The sequence below is a fragment of the Candidatus Hydrogenedentota bacterium genome (genome assembly GCA_035450225.1).
Taxonomy (GTDB): domain Bacteria; phylum Hydrogenedentota; class Hydrogenedentia; order Hydrogenedentales; family SLHB01; genus DSVR01.
This window is the reverse complement of sequence record DAOTMJ010000009.1, coordinates 20947-40881: the sequence shown is the minus strand read 5'-3', so window position 1 is coordinate 40881 and position 19935 is coordinate 20947. Positions and strand designations below refer to the sequence as shown.

The window sequence follows — 19935 nt, the reverse complement described above, 5'->3', positions numbered from 1 at the left end:
GAATGCGGCTTTTTCCCATGGACGAAGTGGACAAAGTGGATGAAGTGAACGTTGCCTGAAGGCGTGATGGCTCTTTGGGCCCTCTCGTCCATGGGATAGGCCGGTTTTTTTGGGTCCCACCGCCAAATCCGGGTAGAATTTGACAGCATGCACATATTCGTTCCGATAAGGCAATCGCGCCGGATTTTTCAGGGGCTGGCCGTGGCGGCGTGTCTCTGCGTGTCGTTTCAAGCGGCGGCGATCGAGGACGAAGAATGCTATTTCTGCCACGGCGAGCAGGACTTTGCCGGAACGAACGCCGACGGCAGCCCTCGCCCGCTTCATGTCGAACAGGAGGTGTTTTCCAAATCGGCGCATGGGGCGGGCGGATGCACGCTGTGCCACGACGACATCAAGGAAGTGCCGCATCCGGAAAAACTCAAGCCCGTTGATTGCGCCGGCTGCCACGACGCCGAGGCGAAAATATACGCCGAAAGCCTGCACGGCCATGCGCTGGCGCAGGGCGATCCCCTTGCGCCGGCCTGTACGGATTGCCACGGAAAGCACGACATTCTCGGCGCCGGGAATCCCGTATCGCGCATCAATCCGATTCATATTCCGGACACGTGCGGTTCATGTCATGCTGAAGACGCCCCGGTCGCCAAGAGCCGCCAGATCGATCAGCACGACATCCTTCAGCATTACGGGGAAAGCATACACGGCAAGGGCCTTCGGGAAAAGGGGCTGACCGTGACGGCCGTCTGCACCAGCTGCCATACCGCGCACCATGTCCTGCCGCACACGGATCCGCAGTCGAGCATCGCCCGGGAGAACGTCGTGAGCACCTGCCGTCAATGCCATGCGCTGATCGAGCAGGTCCACCGCAAGGTGATCAACGGCGAACTGTGGGAAAAGGAACCCGACAAGGTGCCGGTCTGCGTGGACTGCCACCAGCCGCACGAGGCGCGCAGGATCTACTACGACGAGGGCGTGAGCGACAAGGACTGCATGGCCTGCCATGCGCAAGCCGTGCAGGGATCGGCGCGCCAAATTCCCGCCGTCAACCCGGATGAAATTGCACACTCGACCCATAAAACGGTGCGCTGCGCGCAATGCCATACCGGCGCGACGGTCTCGCACCTGCGGCCCTGCGACACGATTCAGGGCGCGGTGGACTGTTCGATATGCCATGAGGATCAGGTCCAGCAACACCGCAAGGGCATTCACGGGCAGTTGCTGGCCGCGGGCGACGCCGATGCGCCCGAATGCCTTGACTGCCACAACGGCCACGGCACGCAATCGAAAAACGATCCCGCGTCGCCGACCTTCCCGAAGAACGTGCCGGACCTCTGCGGACGCTGCCACCGGGAAGGCGAGGCCGCTGCGAAGCGCATGCACAGCACGCAACGGGAAATTCTGAACAATTACTCGTCGAGCATCCACGGCAAGGGCCTGCTCGAAAGCGGCTTGATCGTCACCGCGACCTGCACGAGTTGCCACACGGCCCACATGCCGCTGCCGTCGAGCAATCCCGCGTCGTCCGTCCATCCGGAACACATCGCCGATACCTGCGGCACGTGCCACGAAGGCATCGAAAAAACGTTTCTTGGGAGCGTCCACAGCCCGCGGGTGACGCAAACCGGCGATCCGCTGCCGGTTTGCAGCACCTGCCATACCGCGCACACCATCAACCGGACCGACACGGAGCAGTTCAAGCAGAACATTCTCAACACCTGCGGCAAGTGCCACGAGGAAATCGCCAAGACCTATTTCGACACCTACCACGGCAAGGTGTCGAAACTGGGCACGGCAGCCGCCGCCAAATGCTACGACTGCCACGGCGCGCACGACATTCTTCCGATCACGAATCCGGATTCGCGCGTGAGCCGCGACAACATCGTCGAAACGTGCGGTAAGTGCCACCCCGGGTCCCACCGCCGCTTCGCCGGTTACCTGACCCATGCGACGCACCACGATCCGAACAAATACCCGTGGCTGTTTTTCACGTTCTGGGGCATGACGGCGCTGTTGATAGGGACATTCGCGTTCTTCGGCCTTCACACGTTGGCATGGCTGCCGCATTCGTTCCGGGAAATGCGGCTGAAGCGCCGCCGGCCTGAAGACGGCCGCATGGTCCTGCGTTTCGAGCCGGTGATCCGGCAGATGCACTTCGTGTTGATCCTGACCTTCTTCGGGCTGGCGCTGACCGGCATGGCGCTCAAGTTTTCGTACATGCCGTGGGCGCAGACGCTTTCGCAGATCCTCGGCGGATTCCGATCGATGGGCACCATCCACCGGTTCTGCGCGGTCGTCATGATTATCACCTTCCTTGTGCATCTGGCCGTGATTTACGACCGCAAGCGCACGGGCGGCGCCACGTGGCGGAGCCTGCTGTTCGGCGAGGATTCGCTCGTGCCGAACCTGCGCGACCTGCGCGAAATGATCCAGACGTTCAAGTGGTTCCTGCGGATGGGGCCGAGGCCCGAATACGGCAAATGGACCTATTGGGAGAAATTCGACTATTTCGCGGTGTTCTGGGGCATCGCCATCATCGGTTCGACGGGCATGATTCTTTGGTTTCCCGAATGGTTCACCCATGTTCTGCCGGGCTGGTTCGTGAACGTGGCCACGATCATCCACAGCGACGAGGCCCTGCTCGCCGTCGGGTTCATTTTCACGATCCACTTCTTCAACACGCATTTCCGGCCCGAGAAGTTCCCCATGGACATGGCGATGTTCACGGGCCGCACGCCCATCGAGGAACTCAAGCGCGAAAGGCCCGGCTATTACCGGGAACTCGAGGAGAGCGGCGAACTCGAGAAGCGAATCGTCCCCGAAGCCAGCAAGGAACTGCGCGTTTCCGGAGCGGTCTTTGGCACGCTGGCGCTGGTGATCGGTTTTTCGCTGGTATTGTTCATCTTATGGTCCATGATCTTTGGATATCGGTAATGGAATGGAGTTTCCGTTTGCATAGGGGTATTCAGGCAATGCATGTGCGTATCGTTTGGCTGATGGTTCTGTTTTTCGCCGCGTCGGGCATTCAGGCGGGGTTCGCCCAGGACAACGAGGACTGCATGGTGTGTCATGGCGATCCGGGGTTTACGAAGACCCTGCCCGACGGCTCCACGTCATCGCTCTACATTGATGAAGATGTCTACAAACACTCGGTGCATGGCGACGGCGCCTGCACGTCGTGCCACGACGACATCACGGAACTTCCGCACGGGCCGACCCTGAAGCCCGTGGCCTGCGGCGGCTGCCACGACGAAGCGCAAGTGTACGAAACGAGTCTCCACGCGCAGGCGTTGCACCGGGGCGAACACGGCGCGGCCTCGTGCGACGACTGTCATGGATCGCACGACATTCGTCGATCGTCCGATCCGGCGTCCAAATCACACCCCCGCAACCTGCCCGACACCTGCGGCAAATGCCATTCGGACCCCGCGCTCGTCAAGAGCCACATGATTTCTGTCATGAATCCGTCCGACAGTTACATGAAAAGCGCCCATTTCAAGGCCATCTCGTCCGGAAACGGACATGCAGCCACGTGCACCCGGTGCCACGGCACCCACGATCTGCAGCCGTCGAACAACCCGGCCTCGAAAATTTACCGTTCAAATATTTCGCAGACGTGCGGCCAGTGCCACTCCGCGGAACTGGCCGAATTCGAGCAAAGCATTCACGGAAAGGCATTGGCGGCGGGCATCAAGGACGCGCCGACGTGCGTGGACTGCCACGCCGAACACGACATCGAGCCGCCGGGCCAGCGAACCTCGAAGGTAAACCGCCATGAAATCGTGCGTTCAACCTGCACGCGCTGCCATGACGACGTAAACGTCATGCGGCGGTACGGTCTCGAAACGGGCCGCCAAGCGAGTTACATGGACAGCTACCACGGCCTCGCCAGCGCCGCGGGATCCGAAGTGGTGGCCAATTGTGCGAGTTGCCACGGCAACCATCTGATTCTGCCCCACGCCGATCCCGCTTCCTCGACGCACAAGGACAACCTTCCCAAGACCTGCGGCCAGTGCCACGAGAACGCCGGGCCCAATTTCGCCGTCGGCGCGGTCCACATCATGCCGACAAGCGCCGACCAGAAAGCGCTCGGAATTGTCCGAATCATTTACATTTTCCTGATCGTCGCGGTCATCGGCGGCATGGTGTTCCACAACACCATCATGATGATGCGCCACATGACGGTGAAACTTTTCGAGGAATGGCGCGGAGCCAACACCTACCGCCGCTTCACGACCGGCATGACCATGGGCCATCTCGTCCTGACGATTGCGTTCATCGTGTTGTCGGTGTCGGGCTTTGCCCTGCGCTATCCCGAAAGCTGGTGGGCGCGGCACCTGTTCTACGGCGACGCGGGTCTTGCGGCGCGCGGCGTGATTCACCGCGGTGCGGCCCTTGTACTGGTGGCCATCGCGGTCGTCAACGCCTCCTACCTGTTGTTTACGAAAGGCGGACGCAAGGAATTGCGCTATCTGATGTTCGGCTTGCGCGACATCACCGGCGTGTTCCAGAACTTGGCCTACGCGGTCGGGCTGCGCAAGGAGGGACCGCGCTTCGATCGCTACAGTTACATCGAAAAATTCGAGTACTGGGGCATGTGGTGGGGCACGGCGCTGATGATCGTGACGGGATTCTCAATGTGGTTCGTCAACACGTTCCTTAAATTCTTTCCCAAAATTGCGCTGGACATCGTGGCGCTCATTCATTTCTACGAGGCGTGGCTTGCCGTGCTCACCATCGTCGTGTGGCACCTCTACTACATGATTTTCGATCCCCACACCTACCCCATGAACTGGTCGTGGATCACGGGTCGCATCACGCATGACGATCTCAAACACCGCCATCCCCTGGAATACGAGCGCGAGGTGCTGGGCAAGCCGTCCGGCACGGACAATCCGTAGGATCGCGCGAGGAAAAGCCCCTTGGCCGCGGCTTTTGCGCGCCTGCTCCAAGGGAACGGCGCCGGAGGCGGGCGCGCGGTGCGCTTGGCGCTTTCCCTGTCGGTTGCGGTATCCTTGGCGTCCGGGCGGTTCGTTGTCCGCATTCTCTTGGCAATTCCGTCCGGGCGGAGCGTTTTTCGTGTCGAAGGATTCAGGGTTGAAAAGGTCCGTGGTTGCGGGCGTGGCGCTGGCGGCGGCCGTGGGCGTGGGATTGTTCGTGTACACGGTGGCGGTGCGCGCGCCGTGGTTCGGCGCAAGCCCAGTGTGTCTCGAAACATGGTTGAATGCCGCGACCATGTTGTGGGCGAAGAACTGGCGCCGCGAAGGCCCGTTTACGCTGTGGTTCGGTTATTTCTGGGATCCGGCCTCCATCGAATTTCCGACGCTTGCATCCCGCGGGATGTACAACTCCTATCCGCCGGGCGGGGCGCTGCCGGTGTATCTGCTGTACCTGTTCACGGGGATCGAGCCGTCCATCGCCGTTGTCATGGGATTTGCGCTGATCTGCCAGGCCGTGGCCGTTGCGTCGCTGATGGCGCTTGTGTTTCTCTTTGCACGCAAGGCGGGCGGCACCGCGTTCGACGCGGGCTGCCTGGCCTGCGTTCCCGCCTTGGTTTGCCTGTTGTTGCCCGCGCCCGCCTACCTGTTTCAGATGGCCTATATCCACATCGTCGTGTTGCCCGTGTTTGCCTTGTTCGTTCTGTTGGAATTTCTGCGCGACGAACACGAACCGGCGTCCGCGCCGCGATGGCTGGCCGTTGCGCAGGGCGTGCTGGCCTTTTACGGCACATGGTGTGACTGGCTGTTCGTGTTTGTGCTGGCGTGCGTGTATATGAAACGCCTGGCGCGCGGCCAAATCCTGCGCGGCGGAATCCGGTCGGCCCTCGGCAGGACGATCGCGTTCGGCCTGCCGCCGGGGGCGGCGCTGGGCCTGTTCGCGCTGATCCTGTGGCATTTCCAGCGATTCGGCAGCATGGCCGACCGCTTCGCGGAACGCTCGATGGCGGGCACGGGGCAGTTTTTGGCGCCGACGACCAAAACCCTTTTCTGGGGGTTTCATATCGTGCGCGGATACGGCGCCGCCGGGCGTGTCCTGATCCTTGGTTCCGCCGCGTTTATGCTCATCGCTGTCGCGTATGTGGCCATCCGCCGCTTGTGGCGCAAACCGCCGTCGCCGACGCTGTCTTCCGCCGCGTCGTTGATGTTCATGCTGATCGCGCCGTGCATGCTGCACGTGTTGGTGTTCCGGCAGGACAGCGCGCACTTCTTTCATTATTTCACGGCGGCGAAATTTTCGGTCGTTCTGGCGGCGGTTCCCTTCGTGCTGGCGCCGCTGGCCCTGCTGGCCGCGTTCGGCGGCGGCATGGAGCAGGCCGGACCCGGTTACTGGTGGCGGCGCATGACGGGCCGCGCGGACGTCCCCGCCGCGCTGCAATGGTCCGCGGCCGCGCCCCTGCTGCTGGCGCTGGCGTGCGCCTATACCGCCGCCGAAGCCCGGAACACGATGAAACAGTTTACGGCGCTGTCCAAACACGACACGTCCCGCGATCCCGCGTTTCTGGGCGCGAATACCGCGTTCGAGGACGTGGTTTTCACGCCGAACAGCCTTTTGGAAATCGGCCCGCAGCCCATGGGCCTCGCCCACAGCATGAAACGGGTGTATGTGGCCAACTCGCTGAAGGACATTCACGAAAAGACGCGGGATATTGCCGGCGACTACGTCGTGGCCTATTTCATCCGGTTGAACGCCGAACCGAACCTCGAACCGGACATCAGGAATCTTTTGGCCGCCGCGTTCGACCGCCGCACCGACGGACGCCTCGTGCTCTACAAAGTCCGCAAGGCCGATTTCCTGCGCCTATGCCGGGAAATGGGTCTAAATCCGGGTTGAATCAGAGTCCCCGGCGTGTCCGTTCCGCGGGCAGCCAGCGGTCGAGGAGGTCGCGGCAGTTGATGACCTTTTCCGCGAGGTCCATCGGGATGTAGAAGTATTGGTTCGAGGCCTCGAATCCAAGGCGCGAATCCACCGCCTGAAGGGCGTACAAACGTTTGGCCAGTTCAATCTCGTTCTTGAGCAGGCGTTCGATCTCGTCGAGCAGCGGTTTGGCGGTGTCCGCGTTTTCTGCCTTTTGGAGGGCGTTGCGCGCCACGACAAACCGCGCCTGGTTCGCCGTGCTGCGGTAATGCAGCGACACCGCCGTCGCGAGGCCTGTTTCCTGTTCGAATGCCGTGTATTGGTTGGAAGGAACCGCAATCCCTTTCGTCTTCTCGCGCAAGGTTTCGATGGCCTTGTCGAATCCGTCGGCTATTTTTTCCAGTTGTCCGGTGAACGCCTCGACGGGATAAATCGCGCGCCACGTGTCGAGGTCGTCGTACGGGAACCCGACCATCGTGGCCTTGTAGTTCGTGGGGGATTCCCACAGCAGGTTCGACGGGCCGGTATGCACCGGAGCCGTATAGATCAGGGAACCGTGGAACGGAAATTCCTGGAAGGCCGCGCTCATGGCCCTCCACGCCTCGACCATCGCCGGACCGGCCTGCTGGCCGAACCAGCGCTCGGCCACCTTGTGCATCGCTTCCTCGGGGGAGGGCGCGGGCCGGCCTTCGACCGTGCGTGTCATTTCGGCGACGATTTCGAGGTTCGGCGACGGATACCCGCCAAGCGTCCAGCCGAGCATGAGGCCGTCTATGCCGGCGTCGCGCAGATTCATGATGTGCCGCGCCACGTTTTCGGCGACGGGGATGTAGGGCACGCCGCCGCATTCCCACGTCGTGCCGGCCTGGATCTTCGCAAGGGTCTTCATGCCGCGCGCGCGGGCATGTGCCCAATGTTTCGTCGCGCGCGGACCGGGGCCGATCACGCTCATCGAGTATTCGCCGGTTTCCGTTTTCACACCGCCGCGCTCGATCGGAATGCTCCACTCGCTGACGCTCATGAACGCGGCATCCTTCGGCAGGCCGTCAATGGCGGCCAAGGCCCAGTCGTCCTGCCAGCCCCAATCCCACGCGATCAGTTCCGTCTTCGTGCCGGCCGCCTGAATGCCCTCGTAGTAGAGCCGGATAACTTCCGAGATGACCTCCTGCGGCGCGCGGTTCTTGCAGCGCGGACATTGCCCGCCCTGGTAGTGGCTGTAACAGTTCGTCAAGTTCTCGGACGCCGTAATCGAAAAGAATCCGCGCAGATCCGGTACGGCCCTGCAGATGGACGCCACCGAATCGCGGATATAGGCCTGCACGTCCGGATGGCTCGTGCACATCGTCGAGTAATCGCCTTCCGACACGCCTTTCAATTCGGGGTGTTTCTCGAAAAACGCCGCCGGCATCGCGCGCGGTTCGTTCAAATACAGATACACGCCGATGCCGTGCTTGCCCGCGCGCGCGACGAGCGTGCGGAGATTTTCGAGCCGTTCCTCGTGCCGCGCGCTGCGTTCGGGTTCCCACGGAAACGGCGCCAGCGTGTACAGCACGCCCTGCAACCAGATGCCGTCCACGCCGCGCGCCGCGAGACGCGCCAGATAACCGTCCGGGTAAATGTCCTCGCTGCGCGCGAGGAACGGGTCGCCCGTCAGGCCGAAATAGGAAAAACAATAGCGCGGCGCCAGTTTGAAATCCGACGCGGGCAGGGCCTCTTCGCGGCATCGGGACGACAATTGTTTCACGAAACCCAGCGGCGGATCGGGCGTTTCGCCCACGCCGTCCGGGAAAACCTCCTTCACAATTGCCGCGATGGCCTTCGCGCGTTCGATAGCCTTGTCATCCGGAGGCGCGTAGGAAACGCGCGCGCATTTCGGTTTCAACAGGCCCAGTTTGATGAAGAGAAAATCGTCTTCGCGCAATGTGTAGGCCAGTTCCTCCGGCGTCCACTTCAGCACGGCCAGCAACTGGTCGTAGGGCAGCAGGTGCCAGTTGCGCTTGATGATTGTCGTGCCGGATCGTTTCAGTTGGTCTTCGGAAATGGCCGGCGGTCCCGACAGCCCCATTGTCTTGCCGATCGCGACGAGGTCTTCGGTATGCGCGCCGATAGCGTCCGCGAGACGCTCCATCGGCAGGACCTGCCAGTTCCTCCACACCAAGGCGTGCACCGTATCCGGAAAATGCGGCAACGCCACCGGCGCGGGCGCCGTGCCCATCGGCAACTCCGCCGCCGCCATCATGATCGCGCTTACTATCGTCATCGCCATGTCCGATCCTCTCCCGCATTCGCCGGCGTGTCCGGCGGTATTGTCCTTTGAACGATCATGCGCACAGGCGCGGAACGTCTTCCGAAACGCCGCATTGGGCAGGGTCGTACCGGACGGTTTTTTTTCGGCGATAGGCCTCGACGGCCATGGCCACCGCCACCATGGCCCGGTAGCCTTCTTCCGCCCCGCAAATGCACGGCGAACCCGTACGTACGGCCTCAATCCAGTCTTCCGCGAGCCCCTTTTCCGCTTCGGCGCGGTATGATTCCGCAACATGTCCTTCCGTGGATTCGCGCAGGAGCCGGACATGCGTCCCGCACAGTTCGAGCGAACCGGCGCTTCCGCGAATCGTGGCGGTCGTGGCGCAGGCCGCCGAGGCCAACACGATCGTGAGGCCTCCGGCATACTCGGCGGAAAAGACGAGGTTGTCGGGCGTTTCGCGTCCGTCGCCGGCATAGACGCCTCCCGCCGCCGAGACGCGCCGGGGCAACGTCGCGCCCACGGCATACAGCAACGCGGTCAATTCGTCGTAGTGGCTTTCCGCCGCCGTACCCGCCGAATAGTCCCAGTAATGACGCCACCGGACAAAACGCGCGGCGTCGCAAGGTATTCCCGGATGAAAGGCGCGCCAGTCCACGTGGCCCGTTTCGTCTGTCCCCGCGCGGCGCGCGGAATGGAACCGCCCTTGGCACCATTGCACATCTCCAATCGCTCCCGATCGGATGAGCGCCCGCGCCGTGCGCCATTGTCCCTCGCCGGCGGGCGCCGCGCCGATTTGGACGACGCGGTCCGTCCTTCTTGCGCAATCGCGAAACGCGCGCGCGTCCTCGATGCCCATCGCCATCGGCGACGCGCAATACACATGCTTGCCCGCCTCCATCGCGGCCATGGCGATAGCCGCGTGAAGGTGCGGGGGGGTCGCAATCGCCACGGCATCCACGCCGGGCTTTTCAATTACGCCGCGCCAATCGTCCACGGCAGGGGCGCCCACTTCGACAGCCGCGCGCCGTTTGCGGAGATCCGCCGCATCGTACACGACGGACACGGAGGCCTCGCATCGGGACAAGTCGCGCAGCAGCCGCCGGCCTTCCGCGCCGCAGCCAATCAGACCCACACGCACCGTTCCGTTTCGTGTCGTCGAGCCAAACGCCGAATGGCCGGCGGCGACCGCCGCTATGCCTCCAAGAAACATCCGCCGCGAAAATCGCTTGCCGTCCATAGGCGCTCCTTCGTCACCGTTCGGATTAGTTGAAAAAATCGTTGTCAAATAGCATAGGAACTTTCCCGATTCGATTCCACTCTCAAGAAAGGCACGTTCTTGGAATCCTATTCCAAGTGCGACGCGGGCCGGGTAGCCGGCAGGCATGAAAGGCCGGTAAAACAGGATAGAGACATCGCAGGCGACTTCCCGTGTGTTTTGGATGTCAACCACCCGGAAACCTGCCATATCGAATGTCCATCCCAACTCATTTGAACAAAGTCAAGGCAGGCTTTTTTCAAAGAAGACAGGGACATGCGGGGCTTGTTGGGCGCGTTTTGGGCGGAGACCCCTCGACAGAACGCACGAAAAAGCCGCGACGTGGCCCGGCACGCACCTTTGCGTTATCCATTCCTCCGATCAGGCCGCAGCCATCGCACACAAGGGCGACCAAGACTTTTGGGTATTTTCTGCTTGCATCAACGGACCGTCTTTTCTTCCGAGACCGTCGGAGACGCCTTGTTTTCGGCAAGACCGGCAAGGCGGACATGCCGTTCGCGACCAATGGCGGAGGCCTGCCGAACCATCCACCAGCCGGTCAGGGCCGACACAGCCAGCAGGACCATACCGGACAGTGTTTTCGCCAGGCAGAGATAACCGATGCCAAAAAGGCCCGTGTAGATGCAGGCCACGCCGGCAAACCAGCCGGACCACGCATGGCGCGCGCGGTCGCGTTGGACTTCGGGGCATTGGCGCGCGATGGGACCCCACCAGCCGCCGGGACGCACGCGCCGGAAGAAAATTTCGAGATGCGATGCGCCCACCGGGCCGGTCAAATATGTCACACCGAGCCAAATCGCCGTACAGGACACGACGATGATCAACAGCCGCACGGCATAGGCGTCGCTGCCGTAGAGCCAGGTGATCGAATCCATCCATCCCGCGGGCACAAGACCGAAACGGTCAAGGATTTTCGCCCACAGGTTGCCGTTGGCGATGAGAAACGATCCGGTCAACGCGCTGATTTCGGACCACGCGTTGACGCGCCACCAGTACCACCGGAGCAGGCCCACCATGCCCGCGCCGGCCGTCAACGTCGCGAGGTATATCCATGCGCCGGTAATCGTTTCGGCCTGCCACGCCGCGATGCAGCCAAGGGCGGCCAGGAGAAGCACGGCCAGCCGGGACGCCGCCACGTAGTGCCGCTCGGACGCCTTGCGCACCATGAAGCGCCGGTACAGATCGTTGATGAGATACGACGCGCCCCAGTTGAGTTGCGTCTCCATCGTGCTCATGAACGCCGCCATCAGCGACGCGACCATCAGGCCGCGCAGACCCATCGGCAAAAATTTCGCGATCATCAGCGGGTAGGCCCGCTCGGCGTCGGCCGCGGACAGATCCGGGAAGTACACGAGCGAGGCAAGCCCGACGATAATCCACGGCCACGGACGCAGCACGTAATGCGCGAAATTGAACCAGAGCGCCGACAACGCCGCGTCACGCTCCGTGGGCGTCGAAAAAAGGCGCTGCGCGATGTAGCCGCCCCCTTGGCCCGCACCCCACCACTGGACCGAGAGTTGCACGACAAACGTCAGCAGCGCCAATTTCGTCGCCGTCGCGAAATTCGGCACGAAATCGAAGACCTTGGGATCAAACTGCGGCGCGGCCTGAATTTGTTCGATCATGCCGTGAATGCCGCCCATGTGCCACACCACCATGCCCGCCAACGCGATGGATCCCGTCATGGCCATGCCGAACTGGAAGAAGTCGGTCATCACCACGCCCCAGTAGCCCGACAGCATCGTGTAAAACACCATGATCGTCATCATGATCGCGATCGAGGTCAGTTTGTCCCAGCCGAGCATCACGTCGCAGATTTTGCTCATGGCGAGAATCACCCAGCCCATGATGATCGCGTTTTGCAGCACGCCGCCGTACACCGCCATGAATCCGCGCAGGATCGCCGCGCTCTTCCCCTCGTAACGCAATTCGATGAACTCGACGTCCGTCAGCACGCCCGCCCGCTGCCACAGGTGCGCGAAAAAAAACACGCACATCATCCCCCCCAGCAGCACGCTCCACCAGAACCAGTTGGCGTAAATGCCCTCCACACGGGCCAGTTTCGACACGGCCAGCGGGGTATCGGCGGCGAAAGTCGTCGCGACCATCGAGGTGCCCGCCAACCACCACGCAATCCGACGCCCGCCGACGAAATATTCATCCACGCTCTGGCCGGCCCGGCGCGTATAGTAAATGCCTATCAAAAATGAAAAAAGGCAATACCCGCCAATCAGCAGCCAATCCACCCAGTTCAGTTGCATCCTCGCGCTCCTTCGGCCCGCCGCCACGCGCCGCGATTATAGGAGCCGCCCGGGGGACATTCAACCCATGGGAAAACGAACGAATTGGGCGGAAAACGCCCCGTGTTTCATTGACTGATTTTAGTCTTGGAGGCTATAATGCAGTCCGAGCATACAAGGAGATTTTTCCGTTCATGATGAGCATGGAGCACCGCTTGGATCAGCGGCAGAAACAAACGCTGGGACAGCGTATTATGCTGACCCAGAAGATGCAGCAATCCATCCAGATTCTGCAGTTGTCCGCGGCGGAACTCGAACAGCACATCCAGCAGGAACTGGAAACCAACCCCGTTCTGGAAGTCGTGGAACGCGAACCTGTTCTGGAACCCGTGCCGCCCGCGGCGTCCACGGATGCGCCCGACGAATTCGAGGAGGCGTTTGATCTCGATACCTTTGCGCGCGACTGGGAATATGACATCCGGAACCGAGAAGGGCAGGATCTCAGCCGAAATCCCGACCTTGACGAAAGACGCCGGTATTATGAGAATTCGATTACGCGGGAGGAATCGTTTAGTTCGCGGTTGCTGACGCAATTGCGCATGGCCGCCGACGATGAAACCACGCTGCGCATCGGCGAATGCATCATCGGCGATATAAACGATCGCGGGTATTTCACGGGTTCACTCGAAGAAATTGCCGCGGACACCGGTGTGCCGGTGGAACAGGTCGAGGACGTATTGCGCCTCGTACAAAGTTTCGAGCCCATCGGCGTGGGCGCCCGCGATATCGTGGAATGCCTTCTGATTCAAATCGCCGTCGAATATCCCGATGAGCCTCAACTGCGCGAACTGGTCGAATTTCACCTCGAAGAACTCGAACGGCGGCAAATCCCGAAAATTGCCAAGGCTATGAACATCTCGGTCGAGCGGGTCGAGGAACTCAAGGCCATGCTGGCGAAACTTAATCCGTGGCCCGGCTCCGCCGGCGACTTGCCGCAATACGTGATACCGGACGTCATCGTCGAAAAAGTGGACGGGGCATTCGTGGTGTATCCGGGCGACGACCACCTGCCCGGCCTGCGAATCAGCGCCGAATACCGCCAGATGGCGAGCAACGCCAAAATGGACCCGCAGGGAAAGCAATATCTGCGCGAAAAAGTCGATTCGGCCAAATGGCTCCTCCGCAACATCGAACAGCGCCAGAACACCATCGTGCGCATCGCGCGCGCCATCGTGGATGTGCAGGAGGAATTTCTCGAAAAGGGGCCGGAATTCCTCAAACCGCTGACGTTGCAGGAAATCGCCGACACCGTCGGCGTTCACGAGGCGACCGTCAGCCGGGCCACCCGCGGAAAATACATGCAAACCCCGCAGGGGCTTTATGAAATGAAATACTTCTTTTCGCCGGGATTGCGCCGGGATTCCGGGGAATCGCAATCGTCCAAAAGCGTGCAGAGTATCATCAAGAAAATCATTGACGAGGAAGACAAATCCCGGCCTCTCAGCGATCAGAAAATCGCCGACATGCTTCGTCGGCAGGGACTCAACATTGCGCGGCGCACGGTGACCAAATACCGCGAGTCCCTCGGCATACTCACCACCACGTTACGAAAGAAGTACGAGTAGGCGGCTTGGGGCTGGGGGAAGGGCAGAAGCCTCAAAATTCCAAGCAAACCCGGATCGTCAGACGTCATGCGTTTCCTGCGTCGGCACACATCGTGCTCTTGCTCGTGCTTGTCTTCGTATTCGAGAAAAAGCGAGGCGGACAGAGGGGTTCGTCTTCTTGGGCCTTGCATCGCAAATGTTCCCAACCGAATGAAAGCGTCGTAATGGGGCAAGAGGCATCAAGCAAACTCTTTTCCGTGGGGAATGAAAATAACTTGAGAGTACCGAGTTCTTGAGGCAAATTGAAAAAGGCCGCCTTGTAGCGCCGATTTCCAAATCGGCATTTCGTATTGTATCAAGCCGATTTGGACATCGGCGGTACATTCCGAAACGTTCACGACTCCGAGAAGACGGTACTCTCATGAAAATAAGTTCTTTTGGATTATTCCGCAAACAATTGAAATGATTCATAACTTCGCGTCTCGATGACGATGACGAGCAGGAGCAGGAGCAGGAAGACACGGTGGGAGCCGTTGCAATCGGGCCTCATTGTTTTCCGCGCCCATTAGATGCGCCTGCCGGGTGGCAACGGGAAGGAAACATTGTCCGGCGTCGGGGGACAGGGATATCCGCGCTTGACCCGTTCACCGATTATGTTCACGGCGTCGTTTTGCACGCGCAGGACAATGCCGCCATGCCAATCGGTCCGCCAGAGGGGAATGCCTGCCCGGCGATAGCCTTCCACTACGCCGGGATCCACGTGTTCGCGGCCGTGTTCGCCGCCGGTCGAAATCACGGCGACAGCCGGCCGGACCGCCTGCAACAGCGCACTCGAACTCGACGTTCGCGATCCGTGATGCGGAACCTTGAGCACGTCCGCCGCGCAGTCCTCCCCGGCCAACCGGATCTCCGCCGGCGTTTCGATATCGCCGGGCAGAAGGATCCGTATGCCGCTCCAATGTAGGCGCAGCACGAGCGAAGAATTGTTTACATCTGAACCGAAATCGCTGTCCGGCGGGTGCAGCGCTTCGGCCTGCATCGCGCCGAGGACGAGTTTCTCGCCGGCGCGCATGCGCCGAATGGATACGTTTTTCCGGTTGCAGGTCTGGATCAATTCGTGTTCAAGCGGGCGATCCGGCGCATGGGGACCCAGGATCAGCGTGCCCACGTCGAATCGTTCGACGAGATACAGCAACCCGCCGATGTGATCGCGATCCGGATGCGACAAGACGATGCAATCGAGACGGGCGGCGTGATTGCACCATAGAAACGGGGCGACGGTGTTTCGGCCCTGATCCTGTTCGCCGCGCCGGTCGCCGCCATCCACCAGCATCGTCCGGCCGTCCGCCCATCGCACGAACGTGCAATCGCCGTGGCCCACGTCGAGAAACACGGCGACGGGTTCCTGCCGCCACGGGGTCCAGCATACGATGCAGGCCGCGGCCAGCGCGGCGGCGGGCGCGAGCCGTTTCCATCGGGACGGGGTTTCGATGTGCGCCGCCCACAACAGGGCCGCGCCCCAATAGCACGCCATCGCAGGCATGGTGGGGCTTGTCAGTATCGGGTGCGCCCACGACGGTCTCGCCGCCCCATCCGCCACAGCCTGAATACTCCAGACGATCGGGCCGAGCGCATGGCCGAAGATCTGCGCAAGCCCTTCCGAAAACAACCCGGCGGCCTGCGTTATAAAGCAAAGCCACAAGGCCGCCGTCGCGAGGGGAATGACAAAAAGATTGGCAAGCGGGGCAACAAGCGGCGCGACGTGAAACGAGCCAATGACGACCGGCCATGCCAGAATCTGCACCGCGATGGAGGCCGCAATGACATCCCGGGCGCGCCGCCAAAGACTTTGCGCGTTCCATCGCCACGAATCCGGCCAGGCCAACGCGCGCAAGCGAGCGACGATCGCCCGCCCGCCCGTCATCCGGCCCGGATCTATTCCAAACGGCATTTGAGGCCCCCGTATCCATCCGGCGGCCCGTCCGACGGCGGCCACGATCGTTTCTGTGAACAACAGCAGGGACGCCACGCTGAGGAAAGACAATTGAAAGCCGGTGTCGTAAAGCAATCGGGGATTCCATCCGAGCAAGAGGACCGCTGAAACGGCCAGCGCCGTCCTTGCATCCCGCTCGCGGTTCAGGAGGTCCGCCAGCAGGTAAACGGCGATCATCAGCGCCGCGCGCAGCGTGCCCGCGCGCAAGCCGCTCATCAGTGTGAACAGCAAGATGGTCGTTATCGCTATCAAAGCCTGCCTGCGCCGGGATCGCGTCAACAATCCGCCCAGCATGGAAACCGTCCAGAACAGCATGGCCATGTGAATGCCCGACACCGACAGGATGTGCACCGTGCCCGATTCGACGAACGATTGATACTCCTTCGCGGGAATGCGCCCCCGATAGCCGAGCCAGATGGCGTTTGCGAAACCAAGCGCCCCCGGCGGCACGAAACGGGCCATGCGATCGGCCTGAATCCGGCGCATCACGGATGCCCAGTATGCGGGCGACCATCGGCAACCGGATGACAGGGCTTCAACACCATCGCGTTCGCGGACGGTCAACACGGTGTGGATGTCTTTCGATCGCAGGTAACTTTCGTATCCTCTCACGCCGGGATTGACGCGTCCCATGGCCAGCGCAAGCGTTCCCTCCGCCCGAAGCCGCTGCGTGGCGTAAACGGGATCGCCGTCCGGCTTGAATTGGCACACCATCGCCGAACCGCGTAATGACTGCGTTTGTCCGCCTGCGCGCACGGTGTCCACGTCGAGCACGAACTGTCGGAAGCCGGACTGGCTGTCTTCGAGATCGGTCAACCGGACCACTCCCTCGAGGGTCCACTCCGCCTGTTGCGGATGCGCTGCGGCGTAACGGCTGATCGGATCGCCGATTTCCCCCGTAGACCGCGCATTCCAGAGCAACGCGCCGGCCGCGAACGCCGTGGCCGAGACGCTGATGGACCGGCTTGCAAAACGATCGGAAAACAGCCACGCCACCGCCAATCCGCCAAGCGCCACGCACAATGGGATCCCCCATCCGGGAATGGCGCCCACACCGGCGGCGCCCATGCCCGCCACAAAGGCCACCGCCACCCATGACATTGGACGTTTCACAAACGAAACCCCTGATAATGCGCCATTGCGCCGAATCTTGGCGGTATGATACCCGCCGGGCGACCGCATGGCAATTCCGTCCATCGCCAGACGCCGGAAGAACGGCAAAGACCCCTTTTCTGCTATCATGAACACGAAGGAGGAAAAAACGCAATGGTTTTGGATATATCCGCTCCTGAAACGGCGTTTGCGGTTCGCGTGGTTCGGGAGGCGGCCACACTGGCGCCGCGCATCCAGTCGGGCATGAAGACGATGAATCTGATCAAGGGCGACCTCTCGCCGACAACCGTGGCCGACTATGCGATTCAGGCGCTCGTGGCGCAGGCGCTCGAAGCGGCTTTTCCCGGCGAGCCGTTGGTGGCGGAGGAGCGGTCGGCGGACCTGCGCGGGAACGAAGCGATGCTGGACACGGTGACGCGGTTCGTGCGCGAATCCGTGCCGGATGCGGATGCGGACAAGGTTTGCGGCTGGATCGATCGCGGCGATTTCGATCCGGCGGGGCGATTCTGGCTGCTCGATCCGATTGACGGGACAAAGGGATACCTGCGCGGCGGCCAATATGCGGTGGCGCTGGCGTTGATTGCCGGAGGACAAGTCGAACTGGGCGTGCTGGGATGTCCCCAACTCAATCCGGATTGCTCGCCCTCGGCGGGCGCGGGCGTGATTGTCGCGGCGCGGCGCGGACAGGGCGCATGGCGTGTGCCCCTTTCCGGTGGCGCGTCCTATGAACCGTTGCGCGTGTCGTCCTGTGCGGAAGCGGCTTCGGCCCGCCTGCTGCGGTCGCACGAAGCCGGCCACACGGACGCCGGCAAGATTGCGGCATTGAGTTCCGCAATGGGCATGCAGGCTCCGCCCGTGCTCATGGACAGCCAAGCCAAGTACGCCGTGCTCGCCGCCGGCCATGCCGACCTGCTCCTGCGCATGCTGTCGCCGGCCATGCCGGACTACAAGGAAAAGATCTGGGATCAGGCGGCGGGCACGATCGTGACGGAAGAGGCGGGCGGGCGCGTGACCGATCTGGACGGACGGCCGCTTGATTTTTCAGCAGGCCGGACGCTCGCGCGAAACCGGGGCGTCGTGGCGTCGAACGGATTTTTGCACGAACGCGCCTTGAAGGCGATTGCGGAGGCGGGATAAACAATACGGATGGGCGAAAGGGACGAAATGGACAAAAATCCGGGCCAACCGATATCATGAGAGCACCGAATTCTCGAACTTTGTAACAGGCTGAAATTACCCGAAAAAAGATGTTTTTCCAGTTGAACGGATTACGGAATCGTATTGAGGCATTGAATACAGAGCCCCAACAGGAGCAGTAATGAGGGCGAGTGTGTGGGACAGGCTGTCCAGCCTGTCCGTCCACGGACATATCGTGGCGTTGGATAAGACAGACTGGACAGTCTGTCCAGCGTTCCGCCCCCAAAAGATTTCCCATGGGCCTTCAGGATAGGTGAATACAAGCAAGAACACGGTGCTCTCAACCGACATCTTCGGGCCATTTATTTCGCGGCTTTTGTTCCGAGGTCAACAAGGAGACAACATGAAAAACATTCTGGTTACCGGCGGCGCGGGATTTGTCGGTTCACGCCTGGCAATGGGTCTGCGCGAACGGATGGAAGGCGTGCGGGTTGTCGCGCTGGATAATCTGAAACGGCGCGGTTCCGAATTGAACCTGAACCGGTTGCGCGCCAGCGGCATCGAGTTCGTCCATGGCGACATCCGCAATGCCGAGGATCTTGATGCCGTGGGACCGGTTGACCTGATTCTGGAATGCAGCGCGGAGCCGTCGGTCCTGGCCGGTTTCGGCGGTTCGCCGCGCTATGTGGTCAACACGAATCTCTCCGGCACGATCAACTGTCTCGAACTCGCGCGACGGCACGAGGCGGCCGTGATCTTTCTTTCGACGAGCCGGGTCTATCCGCACGGCGCCGTCAACGCCCTGCAATATCGAGAAAATGAAACGCGGTTCGATCTCGACGAACATCAATGCCTCGCGGGCGCCTCCGCGCGCGGTATCGCGGAAGACTTCCCGCTCGACGGGCCTCGCTCGATGTACGGCGCGACGAAATTATGCTCCGAGTTGATTCTGCAGGAATATGTGGACATGTATGGGTTGCGGGCCGTGGTGAATCGCTGCGGGGTTTTGACCGGTCCGTGGCAGATGGGCAAGACCGATCAGGGCGTCGTCGTCCTCTGGATGGCGCGGCACGTCTACGGCGGCGCGCTCAAGTACATCGGATTCGGCGGCAACGGCAAACAGGTCCGCGACATGCTCCACATTGATGATCTGCTCGATTTGGTGGATTACGAGATCCGCCATCTCGACACGCTCAACGGGCGAATCTTCAACGTCGGGGGCGGATTGGACGTCAGCGCCTCGCTGTGCGAAATGACGTCGTTCTGCCGGCAGATTACGGGCAAGACCATTCCCATCGGCCACGATCCCGACAACCGCCCGGCGGACATCCGCATCTACATCACCGACAACACGCGCGTGCATCAGACTACGGGCTGGCTGCCCACGCGGGACGTTGCGCGGATTTTCGAGGACATCCACGCGTGGATGGTCGAAAACGAGGAAGCGCTGAAACCGATTCTTGGCCAATAATCCT

The 19935-nt window shown here is 61.5% G+C and carries 10 protein-coding genes; 6 read left to right on the top strand and 4 right to left on the bottom strand.

The window, feature by feature from the left end; genetic code table 11:
* The first annotated feature begins 147 nt into the window (after positions 1-147).
* The 3 genes from P5540_07390 (at position 148) to P5540_07380 (ending at position 6825) form a co-directional block, all read left to right on the top strand.
* Positions 148-2928 carry a cytochrome c3 family protein gene (locus tag P5540_07390; GenBank protein ID HRT64639.1) on the top strand — a complete coding sequence of 927 codons (2781 nt, stop codon included), beginning with the start codon at positions 148-150 and terminating at the stop codon, positions 2926-2928.
* A gap of 44 nt (positions 2929-2972) precedes the next feature.
* The gene (locus tag P5540_07385; GenBank protein ID HRT64638.1) at positions 2973-4895 is read left to right on the top strand and encodes a cytochrome c3 family protein; all 1923 of its coding nucleotides are present in this window, start codon (positions 2973-2975) and stop codon (positions 4893-4895) included.
* 196 nt (positions 4896-5091) lie between these two features.
* The gene (locus P5540_07380) at positions 5092-6825 is read left to right on the top strand and encodes a hypothetical protein (GenBank protein ID HRT64637.1); all 1734 of its coding nucleotides are present in this window, start codon (positions 5092-5094) and stop codon (positions 6823-6825) included.
* Position 6826: 1 nt separating this feature from the next.
* On the opposite strand, the gene P5540_07375 is transcribed toward P5540_07380, so the two are convergent.
* From P5540_07375 to P5540_07365, 3 genes are all read right to left on the bottom strand, one after another.
* A complete protein-coding gene (locus P5540_07375) occupies positions 6827-9115 on the bottom strand; it encodes a hypothetical protein (protein ID HRT64636.1) in 2289 nt (762 codons plus the stop codon).
* 55 nt (positions 9116-9170) lie between these two features.
* Positions 9171-10334 carry a Gfo/Idh/MocA family oxidoreductase gene (locus P5540_07370; GenBank protein HRT64635.1) on the bottom strand — a complete coding sequence of 388 codons (1164 nt, stop codon included), beginning with the start codon at positions 10332-10334 and terminating at the stop codon, positions 9171-9173.
* A gap of 458 nt (positions 10335-10792) precedes the next feature.
* On the bottom strand, positions 10793-12634 hold the full coding sequence (locus tag P5540_07365; protein ID HRT64634.1) for a Na+:solute symporter: 1842 nt from the start codon (positions 12632-12634) through the stop codon (positions 10793-10795).
* Between the two features lie 173 nt (positions 12635-12807).
* On the opposite strand from P5540_07365, the gene rpoN reads away from it, so the two are divergent.
* The gene (rpoN, locus tag P5540_07360) at positions 12808-14238 is read left to right on the top strand and encodes an RNA polymerase factor sigma-54 (protein HRT64633.1); all 1431 of its coding nucleotides are present in this window, start codon (positions 12808-12810) and stop codon (positions 14236-14238) included.
* Positions 14239-14782: 544 nt separating this feature from the next.
* On the opposite strand, the gene P5540_07355 is transcribed toward rpoN, so the two are convergent.
* Complete coding sequence (locus tag P5540_07355; protein HRT64632.1) at positions 14783-17323, bottom strand: ComEC/Rec2 family competence protein; 2541 nt, start codon at positions 17321-17323, stop codon at positions 14783-14785.
* A gap of 153 nt (positions 17324-17476) precedes the next feature.
* On the opposite strand from P5540_07355, the gene P5540_07350 reads away from it, so the two are divergent.
* Positions 17477-18460, top strand: a complete 984-nt coding sequence (locus P5540_07350; GenBank protein ID HRT64631.1) for a 3'(2'),5'-bisphosphate nucleotidase — start codon at positions 17477-17479, stop codon at positions 18458-18460.
* A 403-nt stretch (positions 18461-18863) separates the two neighbouring features.
* Positions 18864-19931 (top strand): NAD-dependent epimerase/dehydratase family protein, encoded by a 1068-nt coding sequence (locus tag P5540_07345; protein HRT64630.1) that lies wholly within the window; start codon positions 18864-18866, stop codon positions 19929-19931.
* The last annotated feature ends 4 nt before the right edge of the window (positions 19932-19935 follow it).